Here is a 17,126-nt window from a genome sequence, read left to right on the forward strand (position 1 = left end):
CCACCCGCCCCTCGTGCTGCGTGGGCTGGACGGCCCCGGGCATGAGCGCGCGCCCCGCCGGTGGGTGAGTCCGGGCCGGCGAGGCGCGCGGGTCGGGGGTGGCCGCGAGGTGGGGCTCAGGCCAGGATCAGCGACAGCTTGTCGGCCACGCAGACCGGACGGTCGTGACCGTCGCGCAGCATGGTGAAGCGGAACGTCACGAGCCACGAGCCGTCCCGGTCCTGCACGTCGGTGACGCGGCAGGACAGGCGCAGCGTGGAGCCCACCGGGACCACGGCCGGGAACCGGACGCGCTCGAACCCGTAGTTCACGCGCGCCGTGCCCAGCTCCACCGTGTAGAGCTCGGGCGCCAGGGCCGTGATCAGCGACAGCGTCAGCTGGCCGTGGGCGATGACGCCGCCGAACGGACCGGTGGCGGCGCGCTCGGGGTCGACGTGGATCCACTGGTGGTCGCCGGTGACGTCGGCGAAGGCGTCGATGCGCTGCTGCTCGACGACCAGCGGGCCGCTCGGGCCGAGCTCGACGCCCACGAGCGCGTGCAGCGCGTCGGGGGAGTCGATGACGGCCGGACCGCTCACGCGCCGACCCGCTCGAAGACCGCGGAGATGCCCTGGCCGCCGCCGATGCACAGCGTCACCAGTCCGTACCGACCCTCGCGGCGCACCAGCTCCTGCGCCATCGAGCCGACGAGCCGGGCGCCGGTCGCACCGACGGGATGGCCGAGCGAGATGCCGGACCCGTGCGGGTTGATCCGAGGGTCGTCCGGCTCCACGCCCCACGTGCGCAGCACGGCCAGCACCTGGGCGGCGAAGGCCTCGTTGAGCTCCACGACGTCGAGGTCGTCGAAGCCGATGCCCGCCCTGCCGAGCGCGTCGGCCGTGGCGGGGACGGGTCCGATCCCCATCGTCTCCACCGGCACGCCGGCAACGGCCCAGCTGCGCAGGGCCACGAGCGGGGTGAGCCCGTGCCGCGCGGCGAGCTCGGGGGTGGTGACGACGCACATGGCGGCCGCGTCGTTCTGCCCGCTCGCGTTGCCGGCGGTGACCGTCGCCTCGGCGTCGACCTTGCCCATGATGGGCCGCAACGCGCCGAGCGACTCGAGCGTCGTGTCGGCGCGGGGGTGCTCGTCGACGTCCACGACCGTCTCGCGCCGCCCCGAGCCGACGGTGACCGGAACCAGCTCGTCGGCGAAGATCCCCGCCTGCTGGGCGGCCACGGCGCGCTGGTGCGACTGCACCGCGAGCGCGTCCTGGTCGTGCCGGGAGATGCCGTGCTCCCGCCGGAGGTTCTCGGCGGTCTCGATCATGCCGCCCGCCACGGGGTGGAAGCGGCCGCCCGCCGTCTGACGGGCCCGCACGAGGGCGTCGTGCATCGTGACGCCCGTGCGGGCACCGCCCCAGCGGATGTCCGTGGAGTAGAAGGGGACGTTGCTCATGCTCTCGGCGCCGCCGGCGACGACCAGCTCGGCCGCGCCCGTCTGGACGGCCATGGCCGCGTTGACGACGGCCTGCAGGCCCGACCCGCAGCGCCGGTCGACCTGCTGGCCGGCCGCGCGGATGCCGAGCCCGGCGTCGAGTGCCGCCACGCGTCCGATCGCAGGAGCCTCGGCGTTCGGGTTGCAGTGCCCCAGGATCACGTCGTCGACCGCGTCGGTCGGGAGCCCCGTGCGCTCGACGAGCGCTGTGAGGGTGGTGGCGGCCAGCTCGGCCGCGGTGGCCGCGGCGAGGGAGCCGCCGTAGCGGCCCACGGGGGTGCGCACGGGTGCGCAGATGACGGCGTCGTTCACGAGGTCTCCTCGAGGTGGTGGTGGGCAGTGACGGTCGAGACCAGCTCGTCGGCGTGGTCGGGGTCGTCGGTGGGACCGGGTCGGCGCGCCTCGACGGTGCAGCCCTGGCCGGGGTCGGCGCCGGGATCCACGACGTCGAGGTGCGCCCGCTGGCCCGCGAGCAGGGCGGAGCGGCCACGGTGCGCGACGCGGCGCAGCGGTCCGCCTCGGCGACGGGCGACCTCGGCGAGGGCGAGCGCCAGCAGCGGGCCGTGCACGACCAGTCCGGCGTAGCCTTCCGTGCCGGTCGCGTAGGGGTGGTCGTAGTGGATCCGGTGGGAGTTGCAGGTGAGGGCGCTGAACCGTGCGAGCAGCGGGGCATCGGCACGGAAGCCCCAGGAGGCCCGGTCGGCGGAGGACAGTCCGGCAGGACCGTCGTCGGGGGAGGTCGGGACGCCCACGCTCGGCGGTGACGGTGCGGCGGCGCCCGCGCCGGCCCGGTAGACGAGGTCGAGCCGCTCCTGGACCGCGGGGCCCTGGTCGTCGTGCACGGTGTCGCGGACGGTCACGAAGCGCAGGGGCCCCGAGCGGCCCTGCGTGTCGCGCACGTCCTCGACGACACGTTCGATGCCGACCTCGGCGCCGATGCGCAACGGGCGCAGCACCGCGACCTCGCCACCGGCGAACATCCGGCGCGGCAGGTCGCGGTGCGTCGGCAGACCGTCGTCGACCGCGTGCCCGTCGGGTCCGAGGGCCGACAGGGGCACCCACCGCGCCAGGGCCGCCCAGTGCCACAGGGCCGGCAGGGGCGCGCCGACGGAGGTGTCGACGTCGTCGGCGCCGAGCAGGTCGGCCAGGCCGGCGACGGCGAGCGGGTCGACCGTGCGCGTGGGTCGTCCGCTCACATGAACCGTCCGCCGGTGACCTCGGCCACCGTCCCAGTCATGTAGGACGACATGGCCGAGGCGTAGAACAGGGCGACCTGGGCGACCTCCTCGGGCTCCCCGGCCCGCTGCATCGGGATCTCGGCCATCTTGCCGTCCCAGGCCTTCTGCGGCATGGCCCGCGTCATGGCCGACGCGATCAGCCCCGGCTGGATGGCGTTGACGCGCACGCCGTGGTGGGCCATCTCCTTCGCCGCGGCCTTCGTCAGCCCGACGATGCCGGCCTTGGCGGCGGAGTAGTTGGTCTGCCCCACCATGCCGACCTTGCCCGAGAGCGAGGAGATGTTGACGATCGCGCCGCTCTTGGCCTCCCGCATGTGGGCGGCCGCGAGCCGGGTGCCGTTCCAGCATCCCTTGAGGTGGACGGCGATCACCTGGTCGAAGGCCTCCTCGCTCATGGTGCGCATCGTCGCGTCGCGGGTGATGCCCGCGTTGTTGACCATCACGTCGAGCCGTCCCCAGCGCTCCACGGCCGCGTCGATCGCGCGCTGGACGTCGTCGGCGCTGACGACGTCGCAGGCGACGGCGAGAGCCACGTCGTCGCCCCCCAGCTCCGCGACGGCCTTGCTCGCAGCGTCGGCGTCGAGGTCGGCGACCACGACCCGCGCGCCGGCGTCGACGTAGGTGCGGGCGATGGCGAGACCGATGCCTTGGGCGGCGCCGGTGACGACGGCGACCTGGGAGTCGAGCAGGGTCATGCGGGTTCTCCTTCGGTGGTGGACGGTGCTGCAGAGGACGGGGCTGCAGAGGACGGGGCTGCAGAGGACGGGGCTGCAGAGGACGGGGAGGTGTGCGGGCGTCGTCGGGCGAGGACCTGGCGGGCGCGGGCGAGGACCGGCGCGTCGACCATCTGGCCGTCGACGACGGCGACGCCGGCGCGCTCGGCGGTCACGACCGAGCTCGCCCAGGCCAGCTCCTGGGGCGAGGGCGCGAACCGGTCCGCGGCCGCCGCCACCTGGTCGGGGTGGATGCAGAGCTTGCCGCGCATGCCCAGGCGCTCGGCCCGGGTGAGGTCGTCGGCGAGTCGTTCGGCGTCGCGCAGCTGCGGGGTGACGCCGTCGACCGGTCCGACGACGCCGGCGGCCGACGAGGCGACGACCAGGGTGGTGCGCGCGTGGTCCATCACCGTGAGGACGTCGGGGGCCACGCCGAGGTCGGTGGCGAGGTCGAGGTGGCCGAGGGCCAGGCGCCTGACCGACGGTGCCGCGGCGACGTCGGCCGCGTCGAGCAGTCCGCGGGCCGTCTCCACCAGGGCCAGCACCTCGGTGCCCCCGAGGTCGAGCTCGGCCAGTGCGGCGACGGCGGCGCGGTTGGCCTTCGGGAGCACGAGGGACAGCCGGTGCTCGACGGCCATCGCGACGTCGGCCTCGTGCCAGGCGGTGCCGACGGCGTTGACCCGCACGGCCACGCGAGCGCCCGCAGCGGCGGCGTCGCGCACGTGGTCGCGGGCGGTCTCCTTGGCGTCGACGGCCACCGCGTCCTCGAGGTCGCAGATCACGACGTCGGCACCGGATCGGAGGGCTCGCTCGAAGCGGTCGGGGCGGTCGCCGGGGACGAAGAGGAGCGTGGTCGCGTGGGCCAGGCTCACGCGACGTCCTGACGGGCGATGACCCCGCGGTCGCGGAGCCCGCCGATCTCGGCGTCGCCGAGCCCGAGCTCCTCGGTGAGCACGGCGAGGGTGTCCGAGCCCAGCTCCGGCGCGGGGGCCGGCCAGACCTCGTCGTCGCCCCAGCGCAGCGGCGACGACGACGCGGCCATGCGGCCCACGCCCGGCTGCTCGATGTCGCGCAGGACGGGACGCGCGGCGCCGCGGGCGACCCGGCCGGCCTGGTCGACCGACAGGTACGGCGCCCACAGCACCCGCGCCTCGTCGAGGAGTGCGGCCAGGTCGTCGATCGGCCGGGCGGCGAACCAGGGCCGCAGGATCGAGGCGATCGTCTCGCGCAGCTCGTAGCGGGCCGCCTCGTGCCGGAGGTCCACGTCGAGCGCCTTCTCCAGGGCGGCGAACACGTCGACCGTCCCCGTGACGGCGCACAGCGCGTGCCACTGGCCCTCGGTCAGCGCCACCACCATGACCCGCTCGCCGTCACGGCTCGCGAAGTCGGTGCCGAAGCTGCCGAAGACGTGGTTGCCGGTCCGCTGCCGGCTGTGTCCGGCCTCGTCGGCCTCGGCGAACCAGCCGAGTGCACCGACGGACGAGACCGCGACGTCGTACAGCGCGAGGTCGACGTGGCTCCCGACGCCCTCGGCCCGGCGCTTCTGGAGCGCGGCCAGGACGGCGACGGAGGCGTGCAGGCCGGTGAGCAGGTCCCACGCCGGCAGCACGTGGTTGACCGGTGTGTCGAGGAACTCCGGGCCGGTCATGTCGGCGATGCCCACCGAGGCGTTGACGGTGTAGTCGACGGCCGGACGACCGCCCGGGAAGCCCTCCACGTGCACGGAGATCGCATCGGCGCGCACGGCGGCGAGGTCCTGGTGGGTCACCCGGCTCCTCCCGACGACGTTGTCGAGGAAGATGCCCCTCCCGGCACCCTCGCGGGTGGCGAGGGCGATCATCAGCTCACGACCCTCGGGGGTGCGGTAGTCCAGAGCGACGGAGCGCTTCCCCTTGTTGAGGTTGGTCCAGTAGAGGCTGGCGCCGGACCGGCTCAACGGCCACCGCCCGAAGTCGCTGCCGCCGCCCGGCAGGTCCACGCGCACCACGGAGGCCCCGAGCTGGGCCAGCGTCATCCCGCACGTCGGTCCCGCCACGAAGGTGGCGCACTCCACGACCTCGACGCCCTCGAGCGTCCGTCCCGGCGTCATCGGTACACCGCCTCCCGGCGTGCGGCGAAGGCGGCGTGGCCCTCGGCGGCATCGCGGCCGTGGCCGGCCAGCGAGACGCCCACACGCTCCTCGCGCAGGAACGCGTCGAGCCCCTCGGACTCGGCCACGTCGCACATCCAGCGCGTCACCGCGAGCGACTCGACGGGACCGGCCGCCAGGTTCGCGGCCAGGTCGAGGGCGACGGTCGTGGCGGTGCCGGTGGGGCAGACACGCGTGACCAGACCGGCGTCGAAGGCGTCCTGCGCCGCGAGACGTTCGCCGAGGAGCAGGTGCCGAGCCGCGGCCTGGCGGCCGAGCGCGCGGGTCAGGTGCCACGCGACCCCGCCGTCCGCGGCGAGACCACGTCGGGCGAACGGCGCGAGGAAGAACGCGTCCTCGGCGGCGACCACGACGTCGCACCCGAGGACCAGGCCCCAGGCGGCGCCGATGGCGTAGCCGTCGACCGCTGCGACCGTCGGAGCCGTCGCGGCGCGGAGCTCGCGCACCACGCGGTGGATGAGCGAGAGCCGCGCGGCGGGGCCGAACAGGCCGTCCGACGGCCCGGGCATCGAGCCGACGTCACCCCCGGAGGAGAAGTGCTGGTCACCGCCGGTGAGCACGATCGCGCGGGCCCGCGGCGCCTCGGTGGCCAGGGCCTGCAGCAGCTCCTCGACGAGCTGGTGGTCGAGGGCGTTGCGTCGATGCGGACGGTCGAGCCGGAGCTCGAGCACGTCCTCGTGCCACGTGACGCGGAGGACGGAGGAAGGTGGAGAAGACATCAGCCTACATTCTATACAATGTGTACCGACAGTGTGCCGCGTCACGTCCGCCGTGGCAAGAGTGGCGGCGACACGACCGGGCATGCGCGCCACGGCGGGTGCACGCCGATACGGTGTGCACTGCCCCCGCCGCGTCTATTCACCCCTGGAGGAGGCGGCGGGGGACATCAGGCGTCGACCCCGCGGGCCGGTCAGCCCTCGTCGGGCAGCAGCAGGTCGGCCCGCTGCACGTACCGGCTCAGCCGGTCCTGCACCAGGCGCACGTGGTCGTGCAGCCACACGGTGACCGCCGGGCCGAACATCGACGACGACGCCGACGCGGAGTACCGCACGAGCGTCCCGCGGCCGTCGGGCTCGAGCACGATGCGCTCGTTGACCACCGCCATGGGCGACGTGGTGCGGAGCCGGAGCTCCTCGGGTGGGTCGAGGTGAGTCACCACCACGGTGGCGTCGAGATGGTCCTGTCCGTGCTGGAGGCTGCACAGGTACGACTGCGCCCGGTCGAGGCGGTCGGAGTCGGTGGACGCGCACCGGCTGACCGCACTCCACTCGCCCAGCGTCTCCAGACGCAGCAGGTTCGCCCACAGCTGTGAGCGCGTCTGTGGTGACGCGATCCTGTGCTCCTCGGCGATCATCCTTCGACGGTAGACACGGGGCGACCCCACCGCACTCCGAGAAACGGGTGAGCAGCCTCTGCGCAGGTTCTTCGGCCGCGCCACACGCCTGCAACACGGGACCGGCAGGATGGACCCATGAGCTCCGCCAGCCCCCGCACGACCGAGCAGATCCTCGAGTCCGACCGCCGCGCCCCCGACGCCGCCCTGTTCGCCGGTGGTGTCGCCTCCGACGAGGAGCACGCAGCGCTGCGTGCGTCGGTGCGCCAGCTGACGACCTTGCTCGGCGAGGCCCTCACGCGGCACGAGGGGCCGGAGCTGCTGGACCTGGTGGAACGGGTGCGGCACCTCGCGCGCACCCCCGACAGCGGGCAGGGCGCGGCCGAGCTGCGGGCGGCGCTCGACGACCTGGAGCCCGAGCGCGCCGTGGTGCTCGCGCGGGCGTTCGCGCTCTACTTCCAGCTGGTCAACATCACCGAGCAGCTGCACCGCTGGCAGGAGCTCACCATCGGCTCCGAGGGCCCGCTCGCCGGCACGTTCGGGCGCATCGAGGAGGCCCTGGCCGACGGGAGCCTCGACGCCGACCTGCTCACGTCGGTGCTGGCGCGCGTGGAGTACCGACCGGTGTTCACCGCGCACCCGACCGAGGCCAGCCGACGCACCGTGCTGCGACTGCTGCGCAAGGTCGCCGAGGCGGTGCGCGAGCTCGAGGACCCCCGGCGTCCGGCGTCCGAGACCGCCACGGGCGAGCGGCGCCTGGCCGAGCTGGTCGACCTGCTGTGGCAGACCGACGAGCTGCGCGTCGTGCGTCCGGAGCCGCAGGACGAGGCCCGCACCGCCGTGTACTACCTGCGCTCCATCGCCTCGGAGGTCGTGCCCGGCCTGCTCGACGAGCTCGACCGGCAGGCTGCCCGCGTGGGCGTCGAGCTGCCCGAGACGTCGCGCCCGCTGCGCTTCGGCACGTGGGCCGGTGGCGACCGCGACGGCAACCCCAACGTCACGCCCGACGTCACCCTCGAGGTGCTGCACCTGCAGCACACGTCGGGGATCAGCGAGCTGGTGGCGATGGTCGACGAGCTGCTCACCGAGATGACCGCCTCCACCCGCGTCGTCGAGGCGTCGCAGGAGCTGCTCGACAGCCTCGCCGAGGACGCGGAGGCCCTGCCGATCACGTGGGGCACCATCCGCCGGCTCAACGCCGACGAGCCCTACCGGCTCAAGCTCAGCTTCGTGCGCGTGCGCCTGCTGCGCACCCGCGACCGACTCGTGAACGGCACCCCGCACGAGCCCGGCCGTGACTACCTGTCCTTCGACGAGATGGTGCGCGACCTGGTGCTGGTGCGCCGGTCCATGCTCGCCGCCGGTGACGCGCTCACCGGCGACGGCGCCATCCGTCGGCTCATCCGCACGGCCGTCACGTTCGGCGCCGGCCTGGCGACCATGGACGTGCGTGAGCACTCCGCCAAGCACCACGCCGCCCTGGCCGACCTCTACGAGCGGCTCGGCGAGACCGGGTACGACGAGCTCGAGCGGCCGCAGCGGATCGAGCGGCTGCAGCAGGAGATGACGTCGGCCCGCCCGCTCCTCGGGGCGTCGGTCGACCGGTCCCGGCTGGGGGAGGCGGCGTCGGCGTCGCTGCGGCTCATGGAGACCATCCGCGTCGCCCTCGACACCTACGGTCCCGAGGTCGTCGAGACGTACATCGTGTCGATGACCCACGACGTCGACGACCTGTTCGCCGTCGTCGTGCTGGCCCGCGAGGCCGGACTCGTCGACCTGACCGGCACCGGCGAGGGGGCCGACGGGGAGGGGAAGACGCTGGCGCGCATCGGCTTCGCGCCGCTGTTCGAGACCGTGGCCGAGCTGGAGGCCGCCGGACCCCTGCTCCAGGCCCTGCTGTCCGACTCGTCGTACCGGCGGATCGTCGCCGCGCGCGGCGACGTGCAGGAGATCATGCTCGGCTACTCCGACTCCTCGAAGGACGCGGGCATCGCGGCGTCGCAGTGGCAGATCCACCGCGCCCAGCGCGCCCTGCGCGACGTGGCCCGCGAGCACGGCGTGGTGCTGCGGCTCTTCCACGGCCGCGGCGGCTCCGTGGGCCGCGGCGGCGGACCCACCGCCGAGGCGATCATGAGCCAGCCGTACGGGTCGCTCGACGGGCCGATCAAGATCACCGAGCAGGGCGAGGTCATCTCCGACAAGTACGCGCTGCCCGGCCTGGGTCGGCACAACCTCGAGGGGGCGCTCGCCGCCGTCGTCGAGGCGTCCGCGCTGCACCGCACGTCGCTGCTGCCCCAGGAGGTGCTCGACGGCTGGAACACGACGATGGACGTGGTCGCCGAGCAGGGGAAGGTCGCGTACCGGGCCCTCGTGCGCGACGACGCACTCGTCCCGTTCTTCGTGGCCGCCACGCCCGTCGACGAGCTGGGCAAGATGAACATCGGCTCGCGTCCTGCCAAGCGTCCCGGCGGCGCCGGCGGCCTCGACGACCTGCGTGCCATCCCGTGGGTGTTCGGCTGGACGCAGTCGCGCATCATCCTGCCCGGCTGGTTCGGCGTCGGGTCCGGCCTCGCGGCGGCCTTCGACGACGGCCGCGGCGAGACCCTCCAGGAGATGTACGGGTCGTGGGCCTTCTTCCGCACGTTCCTGTCCAACGTGCAGATGACGCTGGCCAAGACCGACCTCGACATCGCCACGTCGTACGTCGAGGCGCTCGTGCCCGACGACGCCCGCCACCTGCTCGACGTCATCCGCGCCGAGCACGAGCGCACGGTCGAGCAGGTGCTGCGCGTGACGGGCCAGTCGTCGCTGCTGGAGCAGGCGCCGGTGCTGCGCCGCACGCTCGAGCTGCGTGACCACTACCTGGCCCCGCTCCACGCCCTGCAGGTGTCGCTGCTGGGCAAGGCGCGCGCGTCCGAGACGCCGTCGGCCGAGACCGAGCGGGCGCTCCTGCTCACCATCAACGGCATCGCCGCGGGTCTGCGCAACACCGGCTGACGTCGTCCGGTCGTCGACCGCGCCCTGCGGCCTGCCGCCACGACGTCTCCGGCGCATGAGGGACGATCGACCTAGGGTGAGACGGTGAAGCGCTCCGCGGTGGTCCTGGTCGCGATCCTCATGTCCCTGACGGCGTGCACCGGTGGGGGTGACGAGCCCTCGGCCGCCGCCCCGTCGGCGTCAGCGTCGGCGTCGGCGTCCGCGCCGGTCGGGACCGACCCCACCGCGAGGTCCGTCGACGGCGACGTCGAGGTCTGGGACCTGACCGGTGATCCGTCCGACGCCTCGTTCGGGATCGGGAAGGCCGAGCCGCGGGCCGACTACGGCGGCGACGAGCCGCGGGCCGTGCGGTTCGAGCTCGAGGGAGGGTCGATCCAGCTCGACCTCTCCGACCTGACCTTCTACCACCAGGGCGACCTCTTCGCGTTCCTCTCCCGTACGGCCGAGATCCCCCCTGACCAGCTGACGGCGGGGTACCGCGACCTGCTCGAGGCGCTCGACGTCGACCGGGCGAGCGCGGACGCGTTCGAGGCCGAGCTCGCCGACGCTCCGACCGACCAGACCGGTCAGGTGACCGTGAGCTATCCGGACGAGATCCGCCTCGGTGACTGGACGCTCGCGGTGAGCGCGGCGATCTCGCCGGCGGTCGGCACCGGGGTCCTGACCGTCAGTGCCGGGTACCGACCTCTGCTGGTCGGCTGAGCCGGCCCCGGCGCACGACGACGCCGCCCCCCGACCGGGGAGCGGCGCCGTCGTGCGTAGGTCGTTCGGTCAGCGGTAGCTGACCCGCAGCCGGACCGAGCCCTTCACGACCGAGGCCTGTCGGTACTTGCGGTCCACGTTCAGCAGGCCGACGCTGCCGGTGATGTAGTCGTGCGAGACGTACAGGTAGTCGTGACGCTGCTGCTTCGACAGCAGGGCCGCCACCCCCTCGGCCGACGTGGGCTTCTTCTCCGGGATGGTCAGCTCGTCGTCCTCCTCGTCCTCGAAGTAGAACGCGTCCGTCTCCCACGGCGCCGAGTCCTCGAAGGAGAACTCCTCGTCGTCGTCCCAGCTGGGCTGGTCGCCACCGGCGATGAGGAGTCGACCGGTGCCGACCGCGTGACGTGAGACGGAGAGCGTCGAGATGACCGACGTCGGCGTGGCCTTCGAGTACTTGTCGGCCTTGACCAGGTTGATCCGGAGCTTCAGCTGCTTGCCGCGGGGCGCCGGGATCGCCTTGCTGGTCGAGACCCGCTTCCAGGTCCGGCTGGCGGTGTCGTAGCGGTCGATCGTGCCGACCTTGAGCGCCTTGTACGTCGAGCTCAGCGTGTCGTCGATGGTGACGTCGTCGATGTCGAGGGTGGCGAACTCGTTCTCCTGCAGCGTCGCGACGTCGCTCGCCACGTCGTTGCCGAGCCGCTCGGCGAGGTCGGCGCGGGTGCTGTAGCGCTGGCCCCGCCTGAGGGTGATGGGAGTGCCCGTCTCCGTGCTGGTGCCCTCGACGGTCCAGCTGACGACCGACTCGCCTCCGCCCATCTGGTCCTGGGCGAGCACGGCGTCACGGAACGCGTGGGTCGCGGCCAGCTCGGCCAGGGCGTCGGGGTTGGGCACCTTCGTCGTGTAGGTCGCGGGGCTCTTCCCGCTGCGCGCGGCGGTGGAGGTGATGGTGGTGGCGTCGACGTCCTGGGCCAGCCTGCCGACGATGCCCGCGAGGCCGTCGTGGGTCAAGGCCCCCACGGGCGCGCCAAGGTTGCCCATCTTGAACGAGCCGACGCCGTCGGCCTGGATGAACGACGTCCTCGCACCGTGGATGGTGCGCTGGGCGTCCACGAAGTCCATCGGGTGACCGAAGCCGACGACCTCGGTGCCGCACACGGCGGTGGCGGTGCCGAGGGCGTACGAGGCGAGCGACCCGTACGAGTCGGCGGCGGCGATGTTGCCGCCGGCGACGATCGGCGCGGCGTCGGTGCTCGTGGTGCCACCGGTGGCGAGGTCGCGCGAGGGAGCGCCCGCGCGCTTGGCGATCGTGGCGTACCCGGCGGCGAACTTCTCCGGAAGGGTGATGGCCGAGACGGGCGCGATGCGGCGTGCGCCCTTGCCCAGCTCGCGGCTGGACGCGCCGGCGGCGACGAGCTGCTTCGTCTGCTTCGTCGAGAGCGCGATGCGCTCCGGCGGCGCCTCGACGGCGTCACCGTCGAGGAGGGCGTACATGTCGGCCGCGGGCGTGATGCCGGCGATGGTGGACGCCTCGAAGCTCCCGAACGTGTACGAGACGGCACCGACGAGCCGGCCGTCGGCGGCGTAGACGGGGGAGCCCGACATGCCCGACCAGACGCCGGCGTCGATGGAGCCGTCGGCCTTGGTGATGCGCGACCCGGCGAGGTCGAAGACCAGCAGGTCGCCGTCGTCGCCCTCGAGGGTGTCGACGAACGTGCCGGTGAAGCCCTCGGGCTCCACCTCGGAGCCGCGGGTCCTGCCGGCGGTCGTGAGGCCGGAGACCTCCTGGCCGGTCTCGAGCTCGGCGGCCGGGAACACGTCGGCGCACTGCTCGAACGAGGGGGGTGTCGCGGTCGCCGGGGCGGCGACGAAGGCGACGCTGCCGGCCACGAGCGCGACGGACGCGCACAGCGACGAGGGCAGACGGAGACGACGGGGCATGGGGGAGCTTCCCTCCGACGAAGGCCCCGGGGTCGGGGCAGGTGAGGCCACCGTAGGGCCGGCCAGGGTCACTTCTTGGGCAAAGACGCAAGACTGGCCCGGAAGGACTAGAGGGCCGGATGGGTCCGGGTGCGGAGCCCGATTTCCATCGCGCCGACACCGTCCCGTACACTCGTCTCCGTCCTTCGGGACGTGCGCCCGTAGCTCAACGGATAGAGCATCTGACTACGGATCAGAAGGTTTGGGGTTCGAATCCCTACGGGCGCGCAGATCGGCCCCGAGCGTCCATGACGCGCGGGGCCGTGGTCGTTCACAGGGCGTCGGAGACGCCGGTGGAGGCCACGCGGTAGCCGTGGTCGTCGGCGTGGACCAAGCCGCGCTGCACGAACGCGTCGAGCCAGCCCTCCATCGGCCACCAGCCCCAGCGGGCGTGGAAGACGTGGGCGTTGCGGACGATGTCGTGCACGTGCTGGACGGGCGGGTCCTGCGTCGGGTGGTGCTGGTGCGCGGCCCGCGCCCCACCGACCCAGGCGAGGGGCACGCCCGCCGCGGCCGCCCGTTGCGCGAAGTCGGTGTCCTCCCCGCCGTAGCCGACGTAGGCCTCGTCGAAGCCGCCGATGCGCTCCCACGTCGCGGCCGTCACGGCGAACGACAACGACCAGAACAGCCGGTGGCCGTGCGGATCGAGGTCGACCGCGCCCGGGGGAGGCGCCGGGCGGGCCGGGTGCGGCGTGCTCAGCTCGGCCGCGGAGCGCAGGTCGTAGCCGCCCGGCGGGGGCGGCGGGAGGTAGGTGACCGGCCCGCAGAGGAGGGCGCCCTCGCAGTCGGGTCGGCGCGCGGCGACGTCATAGGCCAGCGCGAGTCCGGGGGAGGCGAGGCAGTCCACGTCGAGGAAGACCAGCAGGTCTGCTCCTCGCTCGAGTGCCGTGCGGGCCCCGAGGTTGCGGGCAGCGGCCAGCGGCAGCCCGGCGTCCCCGGCGTCGATCTCGACGACGTGCGGAGTGGGCGGGAAGCCGGTCCGCCACCGCGCCGGCCACGGGTCGTCCATCGCCACGACGATCCAGTCGTCGAGGAGCACCGCCGAGCGGCCGAGGGACCGGTGCTGCAGCTGCAGGTGGTCGTGGCGACCGTGCGCGACCGTCACGACGGCGATGCGGGCTGCGTCGTGCGGGTTCACGCGCCGTCCCGCCCCGCGACCTCGAGGACCACGTCGGCCAGGCGTCGGGCTCCCTGTCCGTCGTTCCAGACGGCCCATCCGGCACCGTCCAGGGTGGCGGCGCGCTCGAGCACGTCGGTCCAGCCGTCGTCGAGGAACTCCTCGAGCACGACGACGGGCAGCCTGCCGTCGGCGGCGAGGGCCGCCGCGCTCGTGCGCTGCTCGTCGTGGGGCCGCTCCTGCGGGACCACCACCGCCGGACGTCGGGCGGCGGCCACCTCGGCCAGGGCGTTCTGCCCGGCGTGGGTCACCACCACGTCGGCCCGGCACAGGGCGGACCACGGGTCGTCGACCCACGTGCCGTCGGGCCCACCCAGCACCGTCCAGGTCCAGTCGGGCGTCGTCCGACGGGCGTGCTCGAGCGCCTTGACCGTGAGTGCGCTGCCCCCGGCGCCGGACAGCACCACGACGTGAGGCCCGTCCGTGGCCGAGGCGTCGGGCTCGCGTCCGTCGAAGCGGGAGAACGCGCCGACGTGCACCAGGCGGGGGTCGTCGGTCGCCACCCCGAGCACGACGTCGGCGACGTCGGCCGGCCACGGCGCCACCAACCGTTCCGCGAGCCCCAGGCCCAGCGTGTGCGGTGGGTCCGTGCGGTCGCCGGGCTGGATCAAGGACACGACGGGGACGCCGTGCAACCGGCACAGCGTGGCCACCTCGACCGACGTGTCGACGACGACGACGTCGGGCCGGGTCGCGTCGATCCAGCGCGAGATCGTCGACATGCGCGAGCGTAGCCCCGGGTGCCCTCGCGGGACCCAGTGGAAGGTCCCACCCGCGGTGGCGTCCTCGGGCAGCTCGAAGGGGTCGTCGTCCGCGTCGGGGTCGAGCTGGACCCACAGCTGGGGCCAGGCCGCCGGGCGCGGCAGGGTCGACAGCCCGGTCACCTCCACGTCCGCCGGAAGATGTGGGAGGAGGGCAGCCGCGCGGGTCACGTGGCCGCGGCCGTGGTGGTGCACGTAGTAGCCGATCACGCCGACGTCCCCACGGCCGGCGGGACGGTGCTCACGGGGGTGGGGGCGCCGGCGCGGCGGTACAGGTCCTCGTAGCGGCGGACCATCCGGTGGAGCGAGCAGTGCCGCACGGCATGGGCGCGCACGTCGCCACGGTCGAGCGATGCGGCCTCGAGTGCGGCGCGCGCCAGGTCGTCGACGTCGTCGGGTCGGGCGAGCCGGCCGGCCTCCACGCCCACCACCTCGCCCAGTGCGCCGCGGGCGAACGCGGCCACCGGGGTGCCGCACGCCATCGCCTCGGCGGCCACGAGGCCGTACGGCTCGTCCCACCGAGGCGAGACGAGCGCCACCCGGGCGCGGCCGACCACGTCGGCCAGCTCGTCGGTGCCCAGGTGGCCGAGCAGGCGCACGTCGGCACCGAGCAGCGGAGCCACCGTCTCGGCGAAGTAGGCCGGGTCGAGGACCGGGCCGGCGAGGTCGATCGGCAGACCGGCACGCCGGGCCGCGGCGATCGCGAGGTGTGGCGCCTTCTCGGGGACGATGCGGCCGGTCCACACGGCTCGGTCGCCACCCGGGCCCGGATGCCAGCGAGCCGTGTCCACGCCGTTCGGCACGACCTCCGGCGTCACCACGTGCGACCAGGCCTGGGCGGTGTGACGACTCACGGCCGCGAAGCGGGTCGTGGGCGGCGCCAGCGACATGGCCGACTCCAGCCAGCCCAGCGGCGGGGTGTGCAGCGTCGTCACCATCGGCAGGCTCAGCGCCGACGCCATCGCGACCGGCAGGTGGTGCAGGCTGTTGTTGTGCACGACGTCGAACCGCTCGTGCCCGTGGTGCACCAGGTCGAGCATGAGCGCGAGGTAGGCGTGGTGCTCCTGCATCCACGTGTCGGGGTGGGCACCGACGTCGGCCCGTGCGGCGTCGCTCGGGTGGAAGCGCCGCACCGGCAGCTCCTCGACGCCGAGCGCCGGGTCCGACCCCGGCGCGGCGAACACGCTCACGCGGTGGCCTCGCGCCGTGAGCGCGGCGGCGAGCGTGGCGGTGTGGGCCTCGAGACCGCCCTGGAACGGCTCGGCGATCGGGAAGCGTGACGAGGCGACGAGGCAGACCCTCATCGCCGTCCCGCCGCGGGGAGCGTGCACGCGTCGGTGACCAGACTGCCGTAGATCTCGGCGTGCGCGGCGGCGAGGTCCTGCCGCTGACGCAGGCGCTCCGCGGCCGTCGGCGCCGGGACCGGCGTCGAGGTGTAGGCCTCGAGCACGGCCGTCTCGAGGCTGCCTGCGTCGAAGGAGTCCTCGGTCAGGGTGAAGGAGTGCACCGGCGCCTGGTCGGCGTAGTGGCCGCACGTCGGCGCGGCCACCGGGGTGCCGACGTCGCGGCAGAGCTCGAGCCAGCCGGAGTGGGTGCCGAAGCGGTACGCCAGGACCGACAGGTCGAGCCCGGCGAGATGGTCGACGAGCTCGGCGTCGGAGAAGTAGTCGTGCACCCGGACGTCCACGTGGTCAGGGGCGTCGGCGAGCATCTCGGCGAGCTCGGGCTCGAAGCGGGCGCCGTGGGGGTCGAGGACGTCGGTGTGCCCGTCGACCTGCAGCACACCGCCTGGCAGCCGGCCCACGGTGTCGACGAGCACCGGCAGCACGGCCAGGGGGTCCATGCAGGCCCGCAGGCTCTTGACGTGCAGGCCGACGCGGAACTCGCCACCCGCGCGGTCGATCCGGGTGGCGGGCGCCTCGCGCACGCGGGCGCGCCGCTCCATCTCGACGAGGTCCACCACGTGCGGGTGCGGGAGCACGACGGCGTCACGTCCCCAGCGGTGCCGGATCTGCTCGGCCGCGCCGAGGGTGAGGGTGATGACGACGTCGGCGGCGGGCAGGAGCACGTCGAGCTGCTCGTCGTGCAGCTCCGGGGTCGGGTGGTGCGGGTTCCGCAGGTCGTGGACGGTGTGCACGAGCGGCTTGTCGTGGGTGGCCAAGGCGTGCACGACCTCCTCCAGCTGGGACGGCGCGAGGGCGTCGAAGCCGAACTGCAGGTGCATCACGTCGAAGTCGTCGTGGTGCCGCTCGATCCATCGGGGATCGAGCATCGCGGGCGGCCACCACGGGGTGCCCGGGACCAGGGTTCCGCCGTCGGGTGCGGGGTCGAGGAGGCGCTGCACGGCGTCGTCGTGCGTCGGGTCGGGCGCGGACAGGTGTCGCACGTACACGTGGGACGCCGGCACGGATGCGACCCGCAGCCACGTGGGGGTGGTGGCGGGGCCCACGGCTCCGGTCAACGTCATGCACTCGTCCTCTCGATCGACCTCGGCGGACTCGGGCCGCCACCCCTGGGCGTACCCGATGTCGGGCTGGTCAACCGCGACGTGCCGGACAGCGGAAGGCCGCCCCGGGCGCGATGCTCCAGGGCGGCCTCTCGATGG

Annotated in this window: 15 protein-coding genes and 1 tRNA gene; 3 read left to right on the forward strand and 13 right to left on the reverse strand. The window is 73.8% G+C overall.

All coding sequences use genetic code 11. The features are described 5' to 3' along the window. Nucleotides 1–116: 116 nt before the first annotated feature. From NUV38_RS11740 to NUV38_RS11775, 8 genes are all read right to left on the reverse strand, one after another. Complete coding sequence (locus tag NUV38_RS11740) at nt 117–578, reverse strand: MaoC family dehydratase (protein ID WP_308219692.1); 462 nt, start codon at nt 576–578, stop codon at nt 117–119. Continuing rightward, nucleotides 575–1,786, reverse strand: a complete 1,212-nt coding sequence (locus NUV38_RS11745) for an acetyl-CoA C-acetyltransferase (protein WP_257729289.1) — start codon at nt 1,784–1,786, stop codon at nt 575–577. The genes NUV38_RS11740 and NUV38_RS11745 overlap by 4 nt, the downstream gene beginning before the upstream one ends. Further along, the gene (locus NUV38_RS11750; RefSeq protein WP_257729290.1) at nt 1,783–2,670 is read right to left on the reverse strand and encodes a MaoC family dehydratase N-terminal domain-containing protein; all 888 of its coding nucleotides are present in this window, start codon (nt 2,668–2,670) and stop codon (nt 1,783–1,785) included. The genes NUV38_RS11745 and NUV38_RS11750 overlap by 4 nt, the downstream gene beginning before the upstream one ends. Next, a complete protein-coding gene (gene fabG, locus NUV38_RS11755) occupies nt 2,667–3,407 on the reverse strand; it encodes a 3-oxoacyl-ACP reductase FabG (protein WP_257729291.1) in 741 nt (246 codons plus the stop codon). The genes NUV38_RS11750 and fabG overlap by 4 nt, the downstream gene beginning before the upstream one ends. Further along, the gene (locus NUV38_RS11760) at nt 3,404–4,297 is read right to left on the reverse strand and encodes a CoA ester lyase (protein ID WP_257729292.1); all 894 of its coding nucleotides are present in this window, start codon (nt 4,295–4,297) and stop codon (nt 3,404–3,406) included. The genes fabG and NUV38_RS11760 overlap by 4 nt, the downstream gene beginning before the upstream one ends. After that, nucleotides 4,294–5,514 carry a CoA transferase gene (locus tag NUV38_RS11765; RefSeq protein ID WP_257729293.1) on the reverse strand — a complete coding sequence of 407 codons (1,221 nt, stop codon included), beginning with the start codon at nt 5,512–5,514 and terminating at the stop codon, nt 4,294–4,296. Before NUV38_RS11765 ends, NUV38_RS11760 begins: the two co-directional genes overlap by 4 nt. Further along, a complete protein-coding gene (locus tag NUV38_RS11770; RefSeq protein ID WP_257729294.1) occupies nt 5,511–6,293 on the reverse strand; it encodes an enoyl-CoA hydratase/isomerase family protein in 783 nt (260 codons plus the stop codon). Before NUV38_RS11770 ends, NUV38_RS11765 begins: the two co-directional genes overlap by 4 nt. Nucleotides 6,294–6,484: 191 nt before the next feature. Further along, the gene (locus NUV38_RS11775) at nt 6,485–6,928 is read right to left on the reverse strand and encodes a hypothetical protein (RefSeq protein ID WP_257729295.1); all 444 of its coding nucleotides are present in this window, start codon (nt 6,926–6,928) and stop codon (nt 6,485–6,487) included. Between the two features lie 117 nt (nt 6,929–7,045). On the opposite strand from NUV38_RS11775, the gene ppc reads away from it, so the two are divergent. Next, nucleotides 7,046–9,904 (forward strand): phosphoenolpyruvate carboxylase, encoded by a 2,859-nt coding sequence (ppc, locus tag NUV38_RS11780; RefSeq protein ID WP_257729296.1) that lies wholly within the window; start codon nt 7,046–7,048, stop codon nt 9,902–9,904. Between the two features lie 84 nt (nt 9,905–9,988). Further along, complete coding sequence (locus NUV38_RS11785) at nt 9,989–10,606, forward strand: hypothetical protein (protein WP_257729297.1); 618 nt, start codon at nt 9,989–9,991, stop codon at nt 10,604–10,606. 69 nt (nt 10,607–10,675) lie between these two features. Here the strand turns inward: NUV38_RS11785 and NUV38_RS11790 are convergent, their stop codons facing one another. Next, nucleotides 10,676–12,544, reverse strand: coding sequence for a hypothetical protein (locus NUV38_RS11790; protein WP_257729298.1), 1,869 nt, complete (start codon nt 12,542–12,544; stop codon nt 10,676–10,678). 194 nt (nt 12,545–12,738) lie between these two features. Between NUV38_RS11790 and NUV38_RS11795 the strand changes: the two genes are divergently transcribed. Then, nucleotides 12,739–12,811 (forward strand) — tRNA-Arg (locus NUV38_RS11795). Between the two features lie 43 nt (nt 12,812–12,854). Here the strand turns inward: NUV38_RS11795 and NUV38_RS11800 are convergent. Genes NUV38_RS11800 through NUV38_RS11815 form a run of 4 tightly spaced genes read right to left on the reverse strand, consistent with a single transcriptional unit; the run spans nt 12,855 to nt 16,988 of the window. Then, nucleotides 12,855–13,721, reverse strand: a complete 867-nt coding sequence (locus NUV38_RS11800) for a glycosyltransferase family 2 protein (RefSeq protein WP_257729299.1) — start codon at nt 13,719–13,721, stop codon at nt 12,855–12,857. Further along, the gene (locus NUV38_RS11805; protein ID WP_257729300.1) at nt 13,718–14,731 is read right to left on the reverse strand and encodes a glycosyltransferase; all 1,014 of its coding nucleotides are present in this window, start codon (nt 14,729–14,731) and stop codon (nt 13,718–13,720) included. Before NUV38_RS11805 ends, NUV38_RS11800 begins: the two co-directional genes overlap by 4 nt. Continuing rightward, nucleotides 14,728–15,852 carry a glycosyltransferase gene (locus NUV38_RS11810; RefSeq protein WP_257729301.1) on the reverse strand — a complete coding sequence of 375 codons (1,125 nt, stop codon included), beginning with the start codon at nt 15,850–15,852 and terminating at the stop codon, nt 14,728–14,730. The genes NUV38_RS11805 and NUV38_RS11810 overlap by 4 nt, the downstream gene beginning before the upstream one ends. Continuing rightward, entirely contained in the window at nt 15,822–16,988 is a 1,167-nt protein-coding gene (locus tag NUV38_RS11815) for a glycosyltransferase family 4 protein (RefSeq protein ID WP_257729302.1), read from the reverse strand. Before NUV38_RS11815 ends, NUV38_RS11810 begins: the two co-directional genes overlap by 31 nt. Between the last annotated feature and the right edge of the window lie 138 nt (nt 16,989–17,126).

This window comes from Aeromicrobium sp. 50.2.37 (assembly GCF_024655735.1).
Lineage (GTDB): Bacteria > Actinomycetota > Actinomycetes > Propionibacteriales > Nocardioidaceae > Aeromicrobium.

What these genes read in the sequence shown, in the direction of transcription:
- NUV38_RS11770 (WP_257729294.1), bottom strand. Translation starts at nt 6,293, where the DNA reads ATGTCTTCTCCACCTTCCTCCGTCCTCCGCGTCACGTGGCACGAGGAC.
- NUV38_RS11815 (WP_257729302.1), bottom strand. Translation starts at nt 16,988, where the DNA reads ATGACGTTGACCGGAGCCGTGGGCCCCGCCACCACCCCCACGTGGCTG.
- NUV38_RS11790 (WP_257729298.1), bottom strand. Translation starts at nt 12,544, where the DNA reads ATGCCCCGTCGTCTCCGTCTGCCCTCGTCGCTGTGCGCGTCCGTCGCG.
- fabG (WP_257729291.1), bottom strand. Translation starts at nt 3,407, where the DNA reads ATGACCCTGCTCGACTCCCAGGTCGCCGTCGTCACCGGCGCCGCCCAA.
- ppc (WP_257729296.1), top strand. Translation starts at nt 7,046, where the DNA reads ATGAGCTCCGCCAGCCCCCGCACGACCGAGCAGATCCTCGAGTCCGAC.
- NUV38_RS11765 (WP_257729293.1), bottom strand. Translation starts at nt 5,514, where the DNA reads ATGACGCCGGGACGGACGCTCGAGGGCGTCGAGGTCGTGGAGTGCGCC.
- NUV38_RS11775 (WP_257729295.1), bottom strand. Translation starts at nt 6,928, where the DNA reads ATGATCGCCGAGGAGCACAGGATCGCGTCACCACAGACGCGCTCACAG.